The 10663-nt window shown below is 65.8% G+C and carries 9 protein-coding genes; 2 read left to right on the plus strand and 7 right to left on the minus strand.

All coding sequences use genetic code 11. The features are described from left to right. Positions 1-86 precede the first annotated feature (86 nt). The gene (locus BN972_RS19850; RefSeq protein ID WP_036361615.1) at positions 87-860 is read right to left on the minus strand and encodes an enoyl-CoA hydratase; all 774 of its coding nucleotides are present in this window, start codon (positions 858-860) and stop codon (positions 87-89) included. Positions 861-990: 130 nt separating this feature from the next. Between BN972_RS19850 and BN972_RS19855 the strand changes: the two genes are divergently transcribed. Then, entirely contained in the window at positions 991-1494 is a 504-nt protein-coding gene (locus tag BN972_RS19855) for a hypothetical protein (RefSeq protein ID WP_235192524.1), read from the plus strand. A 1-nt stretch (position 1495) separates the two neighbouring features. Here BN972_RS19855 and BN972_RS19860 read toward each other — a convergent pair whose 3' ends face one another. Genes BN972_RS19860 through BN972_RS19885 form a run of 6 tightly spaced genes read right to left on the minus strand, consistent with a single transcriptional unit; the run spans position 1496 to position 8847 of the window. Further along, entirely contained in the window at positions 1496-2659 is a 1164-nt protein-coding gene (locus BN972_RS19860; protein WP_036361617.1) for a CaiB/BaiF CoA transferase family protein, read from the minus strand. Continuing rightward, positions 2652-3587 carry an SDR family NAD(P)-dependent oxidoreductase gene (locus BN972_RS19865; protein WP_036361618.1) on the minus strand — a complete coding sequence of 312 codons (936 nt, stop codon included), beginning with the start codon at positions 3585-3587 and terminating at the stop codon, positions 2652-2654. Before BN972_RS19865 ends, BN972_RS19860 begins: the two co-directional genes overlap by 8 nt. Further along, on the minus strand, positions 3584-5425 hold the full coding sequence (locus tag BN972_RS19870) for a flavin-containing monooxygenase (RefSeq protein ID WP_036361619.1): 1842 nt from the start codon (positions 5423-5425) through the stop codon (positions 3584-3586). The genes BN972_RS19865 and BN972_RS19870 overlap by 4 nt, the downstream gene beginning before the upstream one ends. Next, the gene (locus BN972_RS19875; RefSeq protein ID WP_036361620.1) at positions 5422-6600 is read right to left on the minus strand and encodes an LLM class flavin-dependent oxidoreductase; all 1179 of its coding nucleotides are present in this window, start codon (positions 6598-6600) and stop codon (positions 5422-5424) included. Before BN972_RS19875 ends, BN972_RS19870 begins: the two co-directional genes overlap by 4 nt. Then, positions 6597-7970 (minus strand): aromatic ring-hydroxylating oxygenase subunit alpha, encoded by a 1374-nt coding sequence (locus tag BN972_RS19880; protein WP_036361622.1) that lies wholly within the window; start codon positions 7968-7970, stop codon positions 6597-6599. Before BN972_RS19880 ends, BN972_RS19875 begins: the two co-directional genes overlap by 4 nt. Then, positions 7963-8847, minus strand: coding sequence for an SDR family NAD(P)-dependent oxidoreductase (locus BN972_RS19885; RefSeq protein ID WP_036361624.1), 885 nt, complete (start codon positions 8845-8847; stop codon positions 7963-7965). The genes BN972_RS19880 and BN972_RS19885 overlap by 8 nt, the downstream gene beginning before the upstream one ends. 192 nt (positions 8848-9039) lie before the next feature. On the opposite strand from BN972_RS19885, the gene BN972_RS19890 reads away from it, so the two are divergent. Continuing rightward, positions 9040-10569, plus strand: coding sequence for an SMP-30/gluconolactonase/LRE family protein (locus BN972_RS19890; protein WP_080697120.1), 1530 nt, complete (start codon positions 9040-9042; stop codon positions 10567-10569). The last annotated feature ends 94 nt before the right edge of the window (positions 10570-10663 follow it).

Consider the following 10663-nt stretch of genomic DNA (forward strand, 5'->3'; position numbering starts at 1 on the left):
GTTTAGCGGCGAGGCGCTCGCAGACCCGTGCCGACACGCGGGATAACCGAAGACGCGCAACGGATTTGCCCGAACCGCTCGGGTTCTCAAGTCCCGGTGAAAACGGCGGGGCGGCGCTGCAGGAAGGCCGTGGCGCCCTCGACAAAATCGTTCGTCCCCAGCAGTTCGGCCTGACCCGTCAGCTCCCGCTCGAAAGCCGGCTCCAGGTCGGCCAGTGCCACAGCGTTGATCGCCCGCTTGGTTTTGGCGAACACCGGAGCCGGCCCGGACAGCAACAGCGCGATGATGCGGCTCGCCTCGGCCTCCAGGTCCTGCTGGGGACAAACGGCGGCGATCAGACCCCAGGCCAGCACTTGAGCTGCCGTCAGGCGTTCGTTGAGCAGCACCATCTGCATGGCCCGAGCCCGGCCGACCGTGGCGGCCAGCAACGCTGAGGCCCCGGCGTCGGGCATCAGCCCGACTTTTGTTGCGCCCATCGTGAAGAACGCTCGGTCGGAGGCGACTACCAGGTCGCAGGCGAGTGCCAGCGAGACGCCGTTGCCGGCGACTGGGCCCTGGACCACCGCGACCACCGGCTGGGGCATCGTGGTGATCGCAAGCACCGCACGATTAGCCTGCACGGTGACGTCGATCGCCGCGCCGACCCCGTGCCAGTCGTCGACGTTCATGCTGGCGCCTGCGCTGAAGGCCCGGCCCGCACCGCCCAGGCGCACCACCTTCACCTGCGGATCGCTCGCCGCCGCCTCGAGCACGTCCGCGAGTGCGGCCAGGACGGGAACCGTCAGCGCATTCAGATGCTCGGGTCGGTTGATGGTCACCGAGAGCACGCCGGCCGCAACGGTGGCCGAGAGTCCGTCCACTGCACGCCTCCTTTCACGCGGACGTCGTTGGCAGCCAGAACATACATTAATGTATTAGATTTATCAACGTAGTTGATGGTGTTCCCCGTATCGTGGACGCGAACGCGCACGACGAGCAGAAGGCAACGACATGGGCTGGTTCTCCCGCCGGGAAAAGGCTGTTTCCCCGACCCGGGCCACCCGCGACTACATTGCGCCGAAGACAGACGCCGGGCCGCCGTGGGTCGGGCGGGCTCTGCGTCTCCCGGTCTTGCCGACACCCGCCGCGGCCGCCGAATTGGCCGGACGCGCCGCCGATGCCGCGCGGGAGGTCTCCGGCGTCGAACTCGACTACAGCCCGGACTCGCTCGAGTACGTAGATGCCATGCTGGAAGTGTTTCGCGAACCCGGCTCGGACGTCATGGCCGAGTCGATTTTTCTGTTCGGCTGCTATATCGGTGAGGTGCTGGTCCGCAACGCCGGTTACGTGTGGGTCGACACACCTGATCACCTGGCCCAGCACTTGGGCACCCTGACGGTCTACCACCCCGGCACCGGCGCCCATGCCAACCCGATCAGCAAAGCCTTCAAGCGTGTCGACTACGGCGAGCCCGACAACCTGCCCTACTTCTACCGGGTGTACGCCGCCGGATAGCTCAGGCGGGATTTGCTTCGGCGGAACGCAATCCCAGCTCGTCGAGCACCTCGTCGGTGTGCGCGCCGAGTTCGGGAGCCGGCCCCGCGACGCGGCCCGGGGTGCGGGAGAACCAGGTCGGCACGCCCGGGAACCGGACCGGGCCGTGCGGGCTGTCCACCGTCTCGAAGAATCCGACGGCTTCGAGCTGCTCATCGTCGAACAGCGCGGCCGGACTGGAAATCGGCGAAGCTGGAATTTCCAGCTCGCGCAGCAGCTTCAGCCATTCATCGGTGGTGCGCTGGGCGAAGGTCTCGGCCAGTAGCGAATAGACGGTGTCGATCTGGCGCGCCCTGCCCTCAAGCGTGGCGTACAGGTCACTGGTCCACGGCGGCCGGACGGCGTCGATGAATGCGGCCCAATGCTTGTCGTTATAGATCAGCGCCGCGATGTAGCCGTCGCTGGTGCGGTACGGCCGCCGATTGGGCGCCACCGTGCGCGGGTACACCGCCGGCCCCAGGGGTGGGTCGAACATTGCGCCGTTGGCGTGCTCGACGAGCATGAACGACGCCATCGCCTCGAACATGCCAATCTCCACTTCCTGCCCCTCGCCGGTGCGCTCGCGATGGAACAAGGCCATCATCGTCGCGTACAGCGCGGTGAGGCCGGCGACCTTGTCAGCCAAAATGGTTCCGACGAAGTTGGCCTCGCCGGTCAGCTGCTCCTGCACCGAAGGCAGTCCACACGCGGCCTGGATCGTGTCGTCGTAGGCGGGCAGGTCCCGGTTGGGCCCTCGGCGGCCGTACCCGTAGCAGTTGGTGTAGACGATCGCCGGATTGATGGCGGCGACGTCGGTGTAGCTGAATCCGAGCCGGGCGATCGCCTTGGCGCGCATCGAGTGGATGAACACGTCGGCCCGTTCGATCAGCGCGCGCAGCGCGGTCCGGCCGGCATCGGACTTGAGGTCGATGGCGATGCCACGCTTACCCCGGTTGACGTTGACGAACACCCCGCTCATTCCGGGGGCCGGGCCGACGGAGATGTACCTCGTGTCATCGCCTTGCGGCGGCTCGATTTTGACCACGTCGGCGCCCATGTCGGCCATGATCTGGGTGCAGTAGGGCCCCATCACCATCGCGGTGAGGTCGACGACGCGCACGCCCGCCAGTGGCCCGCCGCTAGACATGAGATGCGCTGTCCCGGCCGGCCCATTGCGCCGACTCGAAGCTGTAGCGGATGTGGTCGGCATGCCCGCTCGGGACAGGCGGAAAGATCAGCGGCGCCGTCAGATCCCGGATGGCATACAGCTGTTCGGCGACGTCCTCGATCGTCCACGACAACCGCTGCACCCCTGGGCTTTCGGCGACGACGGCCCTGGCGACCCGGCCCGCAATGGCGATCAACATCTCGCCGTTGATCGGGCAGGACTCATGCGCCAGCATGCCCACCACCGGCGCTACCAGGTCGGTGCCCATTGGCGGATACGCGGAAATGTCCAATCCGTCGGCCATTCTGGTCACCGCCGACGGCACGATGACATTGCACAACACACCTTCGGCGGCACCCTCGAGGGCGACCACGTTGGCCAGGCCCACCAGCCCGGCCTTCGCCGCGGCGTAGTTGGCGACCGCATGATTGCCGTACAGCCCACCGATCGACGAGGTCAGGACGATCCGGCCATAGCCGGCCTCGCACATGATCGGAAAGGCCGGTCGCACGACATGGAAGGCGCCGCGCAGGTGCACGTCGAGCACGGCGTCGAAGTCGGCGTAGCTCATTTCTTTCAATGACGCCCGCCGCACCGTGCCGGCGTTGTGGATCAAAATGTCGAGGCGCCCGAAATGGTCGAGGGCGGACTGGATGATCGCGCGACCCCCGGCCGCGGTGGTCACCGACTCGGCACAGGCGACGGCTTCGCCTCCGGCCGCTGCTATTTCGGCGGCCACTGCGTGTGCCGGACCCGGATCCGAACCATCTCCCGTCAGCGTGCTGCCGGTGTCGTTGACCACCACGCTGGCACCCCGAGCTGCCAGCATCAGCGCGTAGGCGCGGCCCAGCCCGCGGCCGGCGCCGGTCACCACGGCCACCCGGTCGTCGAATCTAAAATCGGTCATTCCAATTCGAGCCCGTCCAGATCGCCCTTGGTCCGCCATTCGGCGAGCAGGTCACCAAAGGCGTAGAAGCCCGGCCCGTAGGGCTCGCCCAGGTAGAACCGGATGCCTTCGCCTCCGCCGCCACCCTCGTTGTTGTAGTAACCCGGCGTGCATTCCCCGATGAACGCGGTGTTGTCGATCGCCGTGTCGCGGATGGTTTTACACCACTGGTCCTGCGCCTCTTGCGACGGCTCGACGGTGACCGCCCCGCGCCGCAGCGCTTCAGCGATGACGTAGGCGATGTGCTCGCCCTGCAGCTCGTAGTTGGCGGCGATGTTCGCGGAGATTCCGACCTGGGTGAACCCCGTGTAGAACTGGTTGGGGAAGCCCCGGCTAGTCATCCCGTGCAGGGTCTTGTACCCGTCGTGCCAGTGGTCGAAAAGCGAACGGCCACCGCGGCCCTCGATCGCGTCAATAGAGTACCTGCGGCTGATCTCGGTCGAGATCTCAAAGCCACTGGCGTAAATGATGCAATCGAGTTCGTACTCAATGCCGTTGGCGATCAGACCCTTTTCGGTCGCCCGCTCGATGCCCTTGGTCGAGGACACGTCGACCAGCGTGACGTTCGGCCGGTTGAAGGTGGGCAGATAGTCGTCGTTGGTGCACGGGCGCTTGCACAGGAATCGGTAATAGGGCTTGAGCCCCTCGGCAGTCACCGGGTCATCGACGATGCTTTCGATGCGGCGCCGCAGCCGCTCCATCAGCTTGTAGTCCTCTTCTTCGTTGATGGCCATGAACTGCTCGGGGGTCATCGAGGCGGGATCGTCAAGCTCGAGAACCCGGGCCGCGGTGTTTCGGCCGAGTTCCGTCCAGAAGTCACACACGTAGTCGGGCTGGCCGGGTGCCATGCCCTCGAACGTCCAGGAGTGGAAGTTGCGTTGTCGTTCCTTCTGCCAGCCCGGCTTGAGCGACTTCACCCACTCGGGGTCCGTCGGCCTGTTGTTGCGCGCCCCCACCGAGGACGGCGTGCGCTGAAAGACGTAAAGGTGCTTGGCATCCCGCCCGAGGAACGGGACGATCTGCACGGCCGTCGCCCCGGTGCCCACCACCGCGACCCGCTTGTCGGCCAGCTTGTGCATGCCACCGCTGCTGTCGCCTCCGGTGTAGGCGTAGTCCCAGCGCGACGAGTGGAAGCTGTGCCCGCGGAAATTCTTGATGCCCGGAATACCCGGCAGCTTGGGCCGGTGGAACGGGCCGGATGCCATCACCACGAACCGGGCCCGGATGTCGTCGTCCCGGTTGGTGCTGACCCGCCACCGCTTGGTCTCGTCGTTCCAGTGCAGGGCCCGCACCTGGGTTGAGAAGATGGCCGAATCGTAGAGACCGTAATGCTTCCCGATCCGCCGGCAGTGCTCGTAGATCTCGGTCCCGTCGGCGAACTTCTTGCTCGGAATGTAGTTGAGCTCCTCCAGAAGCGGTATATAGCAATATGATTCGTTGTCACACTGCAGCCCGGGATAGCGGTTCCAGTACCACACACCGCCGAAGTCACCGCCCAGCTCGATGATCCGGACATCTTCGACGCCGGCCTTCTTCAGGTAGGCCGCACACAGCAGACCGCCGAAGCCACCGCCGAGAACCGCGACGTCGATGTCCGCCGAAATCGGATCACGGACCAACGGCGGTGAGTGCGGGTCCGTCTCGTAGTAGTCCGCGAAATCGTCAGACAGCTCAATGTACTGTTTGGAACCCTCTGGGCGCAGCCGCTTCTCGCGTTCGAGGCGGTACTTCTCCCGCAGCGCCTCGATGTCGATATCGTCCGGCGTCGTCGTCGGTGGGCAGTCGGAAATCCCGGTCATGCCAGGGCGTTCTCCGGGAGAGCCGCCGGATGCAGCGGCGCGTCCATCTTCTGCACGGCCGGCAACACCTCGTCGGCGAACAGTCGCGTGCTCGCCATCGCGTCCTCGTAGGGCATGGTGCCGAACTGGGGGACGATCGTCAGCTCACAGAACGAGCAGGCCTCCTGCGCCGCTTTGATGCGGGTGAAGATTTCCTCCGGTGTGCCGATCAGCAGATTGGAGGCGTGGTAACCCGGTGTTTTCGACGGACCTTTCGTCTCTCCCGATACCGACGACGCCAATACCGCGGTCGCCGTTGCCTCCCGGGCCGCATAAGCCTCATATCCCTTGACGCCTTTGAAGTTCGAGGCGTCCGCAAAGCCGTAGTGGACCGTGACGTCCCGGTTGGCCGTCCAGATCCACTCTTCGGACCTGGCCGCGTCCTCGGGATCGGCCGTGCAGTACATGAACATCACGTTCTTCGGCTGGCACGGCGGTAGGCCTTCCTCCTGGCGGAAGGTGTTGACCTTCTGCACTTCTCGTCCGGCGTCCTCGATGGGCTTGTTGCCCACGAACAGCGGCACCATGCCGCGGCGGGACAGGATCTCCAGCGACTCTGCCGTGGAGGACGAGCTGTAGATACGGGAGAACAGGTCGCTGCTGCGGGGTTCGGGACGCAGGGACATCTCCGGCACCTTGAAGATCTCCCCATCGTAGGAGAACCGCTCGCCGGAGAACGCCAGCTGCAGAATGTCCAGGGTCTCGTTGAACCGTTGCCGGCTCTCTTCGCGGGGGACGCCGACGGCGTCGAATTCACCTTTCGACACACCCCGGCCGATCCCGATGGTGTCGTAGCGGCCGTTGGAAAGGATGTCAAGATAAGCGATCTGGTGCGCCAGCCGGACCGGGTGCCACCAGGGTGCGACCACCACAAAAGTACCTAGGCTGATCCGTTCGGTGCGTCCGGCGAAGTAGCTCAGCGCCTGAATCGGGTTGGGCGTCATGCCATATGGCGTACCGCAGTGCTCGGGCATCCAGACCCCGTCGAACCCGAGCGGTTCGGCCAGGTCAGCGATCGCCAGCGTACCCTGCACGCATTCCCAGTCCGGTGTCGCGGGCGGGCGGCTGAAGTCTTCGGCGAGCACCCGATCCCAGTCCTTGGAGTTGTGTGCTCCGAATCCGAGATTGACCTTCATTGTTGTGTCTCCGTCTCTCTTTCCAATTCGGAAGCCAGTTGTCGCGGGGCTCCCGTCCCCATGTACTCGGCCAGATTGCGGTGCAGGTTCGCGGTGCTGCGTTCCATGTAGGGGTTGGGCTTTGGGCCGCGGAAGCCCAGTGACTTCATGCCCTGCTGAACCGCGGCCATATTGGAGAAGTCCTGGGGCAGCACACTGCGCCAGTTCGGGTCATCGGGCGGTGCGTACACCCACTCCGTGCGCGGTTCCTCACCTTTCGGGTACAGCTCGTAGCACGACGCTTCGAAGATGCATTGGTCCGGGTTGTAGCCGTGCGGGCGGGCGCTGTAACACAGCGCGGTGGTCAGGCCCTGCCCGATCTGGAAGTTCGGGAAGATCTGCCAGGCGGTCCCGCTGTTGGCCAGGTGCTCGGGGTCGATGGTTGGCCAGATCACCCCGCGCGCTTCATCATCCCGGCGCGCCGAGCTGAGCCAGTGACTGAGTACCTGGTCCGCGGGCGCGTCCTCGGGCAGTTCGTCGACTAACCGCAGCGCGGCATCCACCAGCGTCCGGGTGGTGGTGGCGTTGGTTTCCTCCAAGGTGTAGAGCTGCATCTCGGCAGTCGACACCCGCGCATCGGCCCCGGTGCCGAGCCGGATCTTCGACTTGGTTTCGGCGAGGTCCTTGGGTGCGTCGTAGCCAATGTTGCTGTGCCTGCCGTGGGCGGCGGCCCAGCCCCGGAAGTTGCCGAACTTGTTGAACTGCGGATGCGTGGTGGCGACGTGGTATGTCTCGTTGAAGGCCTCCATCGCGACCTTCCAATTGCACTGGAAATGGAGCCATTTGCGCCACTTGCACCGCATGTCCGCCAGGTTGAACGGGTCGAGCATGGTGGCGGCGGGTTCCAGGTAATCGCGCAACGGCTCCGCGGCGGGGTCCATGTTGATCCAGATCCAGCCGCCCCAGGTGTCCACCTGCACGCTGGTCAGGTGGGTGTTCTCCGGAGTCAGTGCGCCCTGCCAGTCCTCACGTTCGGGAATGTGGATGCAATTCCCGTCATGGTCGTAGGTCCATCCGTGAAACCCGCAGACGAACGACTTCTTGTGTCCACAGGCGCTTTTGGCGCCCGCGGGGGTGTCCACCAGACGCCGGCCGCGGTGCACACAGACGTTGTGGTGCGCCGCGAAGGTGTCGGAACCGGTGCGCACCACCAGGATCGAGTCGTCGAGAATTTCATAGGTGAGGTAGCTGCCCACCTTGGGCAAGTCTTCGACGCGCCCGACCTGTTGCCACACCTTGCGCCACAACCTGTCCCGTTCGGCGCGGGCATATTCCTCGGAGATGTAGGCCTCGACCCCGATCGTCACCGGGGCGGTCAAATCGTCAGTCACCGCTTTCTTCCTCCTGCTGCTCCCAACGCTGTATCGCGGCGCGGAAGGACTCATCCTTTAAGAACAACGATGTGTTGTCGGCACTCAGGTGCCCCCACTTCAGATTCAGACCGCCGTCGACCAGCAACGTCTGTCCGGTGATGTAAGTCGACAGGTCCGACAGCAGGAACAGGATCGCACCGGCCACCTCGTCGGGTCGTCCGCGCCGTCCCATCGCGATGGCACGACGGTCACGCTCGGGATCGTCGTCGGTATAGGTGCGCGACGCCGGCGTCTCGGTGACGCCGGGAGCCACGGCATTCACCCGGATGGCACCCCCCTCATCGCACGCCAACTCGGCGGCCATGGTGCGGGTTACCGCCACGATCGCGGCCTTGGCGGTGCCGTAGGCGATGTGAAACGGCGCGGTGTTCATCCCGCTGATCGACGAGATCGACACGATCGAGCCGGGCCGTTTGCGACGCTTCAATTCCGCCGCCACCGCCTGGCTCATGAAGAACATCGTTTCGAGGTTGCGGCTGAACAGGTCGCGCCAGTCGCTGCGCGTCACCCGGGTCGAAGGCATCCACGTCGACGGGTCCGCCCCGCCCGCGACGTTGACCAGACCGTACAACTCGCCGTCGGCGCGGCATGCCACCTCGAGCGCAGCGCTCACGCCATCGTCGGTCGACACGTCAGCCGCCACCGGCACCACCGGCAGTCCCTCGGCGATCAGCGGGCCCATGTGCTCCTCGAGATTGTCCTTGCCACGGCTCACCGCGACGACGGTCGCCCCAGCCTGGGCAACCGTCCGCGTGACGGTGGTGCCGATTCCGCCCCCGGCGGCCCCGGCGACCACCACGACCCGCCCGGCCAGTCCCAAGAAATCGTGCGTCACTTAATTGTCCGGACAAGATAATGACGTGCATTCATTAGAGAGCATGATTCTCCACCGGTTGCCTGCACGTCAAGGCCGTCCGCGGTTTCTAGCTGGCTATTGTCTGGACAAAGTTTGATTGCTATCGTCCGAGCGGTGAAGGCTGCTCGCTATCGCGCCGCACGGCCACCGGGCGTCGCCGAAGGCTGGACCATGACCCGCCTCACCGAGCCCAGTCGCTTGTTCGGGGCGAACGGTCTGCGTACCGGCCCGGACGGGCGCGTGTACATCGCACAGGTGACCGGCAGCCAGATCAGTGCGCTGGATCCCGAGACGGGACAGCTCGACACGGTCAGCGCCAAGGGCGGCGAGATCATCGCCCCCGACGACGTGGCGTTCGACGCGGCGGGCAACCTCTATGCGACCGAGGTGATGGACGGGCGGGTCAGCGTGCGCGAGCCGGGCGGCCGCACCCGCGTGCTGCGTGACGACGTCCCCTCGGCCAACGGCATCACGGTGCACCGGGGCCGGTTGTTCATCGGAGAATGCCGCGCGGGCGGTCGGCTGCTCGAGCTGGATCGCAATGGCGCCGCACCCCGGATTCTGTTGGACGAGGTCCCGTCGCCCAACGCGATGGAGGTGGGTCCCGACGGGCTGCTGTACTTCCCGGTGATGGGCGCCAACGAGATCTGGCGTATCGACCCCGAGGGCGGCGAACCGGAGTGCGTCGCCGCTGATCTCGGGGTCCCCGACGCGGTGAAGTTCGACGCCGCGGGCCAGATCGTCTCGACGCAGGTGCACAGCGGTCAGGTACTGCGCATCGATCCGCGCAGCGGCGCGCGCAGCGTGCTGGCCAATCTGAACCCGGGGCTGGACAATCTGACCTTCGTCGGGGAGCGGCTGTTCGTGTCCAACTTCACCGGCGAGATCACCGAGATCCTCGGTGACGGCAGCACCCGGCCGGTGCTGCCGGGCGGCCTGAACTGGCCGCTGGACCTGACCGTGGCACCCGACGGCAATCTCTACGTCGCGGATGGCACCTACTTCTATGTGCTGGGCCCCGATGGCACCCTGCGTCCTGCCGGCATGCTGTTCAGTCCCGGCTACCCCGGCTTCCTGCGCGGGGTGGCCAGCACCGGGCCGGACGAATTCGTCGTCACCACCTCCAACGGCGAGGTGGCCCGCTACCGGCCGGAGGCAAACGAAAGCGATTTCCTGGCAACAGGTTTCGACCAATTGTATGGTGTTGCGGTGGCCGGCCCGGACCGCTTCGTGGTGGCCGAACTGGGCGTCGGGCGGGTGCTGGGCATCGGCCCCGGGGGTGTGGAGGTGCTGGCGACGGGATTGATCGAGCCGGTCGGTGTGGCGGTCGCGCCGGACGGGTCGATCCTGGTCTCCGAGGCCGGTGCCGGACGGGTGGTGCGGGTGGGCGAGAACGCCCCGCTGATCGACGGTCTGCAGCGGCCGCAGGGTTTGCTCGTGCTCGACGGCCGGGTCTACGTAGTCGACGCGGGCACAAAGGAACTCGTCTCCGTCGACTTGGCCGGCGGAGCGCGGCGCACCATCGCAACGGACCTGCCGGTCGGCGCCCCGCCCGGCGTCAACCCCAAGCCGCTACTGGGCATGCCCCCATTCTCCGGGCCGCAGGGACCGTTCGCGGGTATCGCCGCCGGACCCGACGGCACCCTGTACGTCTCGGCCGATGCCGACGGCAGCATCCTGGCCCTGCGCCGGGAATCCTGAAGGGCCACCGCGTTGTCCGATACCAAAGTCGCCGACCACCGCTACCTGCAGGTGGCGCGCACGTTATCGTAGTAACTTACGTACGTAATAGTAG

The organism is Mycobacterium asiaticum DSM 44297 (assembly GCF_000613245.1).
Taxonomy (GTDB): domain Bacteria; phylum Actinomycetota; class Actinomycetes; order Mycobacteriales; family Mycobacteriaceae; genus Mycobacterium; species Mycobacterium asiaticum.

Coding starts and splice junctions, on each gene's coding strand:
- BN972_RS19890 (WP_080697120.1), top strand. CDS start 9,040: ATGACCCGCCTCACCGAGCCCAGTCGCTTGTTCGGGGCGAACGGTCTG.
- BN972_RS19855 (WP_235192524.1), top strand. CDS start 991: ATGGGCTGGTTCTCCCGCCGGGAAAAGGCTGTTTCCCCGACCCGGGCC.
- BN972_RS19875 (WP_036361620.1), bottom strand. CDS start 6,600: ATGAAGGTCAATCTCGGATTCGGAGCACACAACTCCAAGGACTGGGAT.
- BN972_RS19865 (WP_036361618.1), bottom strand. CDS start 3,587: ATGACCGATTTTAGATTCGACGACCGGGTGGCCGTGGTGACCGGCGCC.
- BN972_RS19870 (WP_036361619.1), bottom strand. CDS start 5,425: ATGACCGGGATTTCCGACTGCCCACCGACGACGACGCCGGACGATATC.
- BN972_RS19860 (WP_036361617.1), bottom strand. CDS start 2,659: ATGTCTAGCGGCGGGCCACTGGCGGGCGTGCGCGTCGTCGACCTCACC.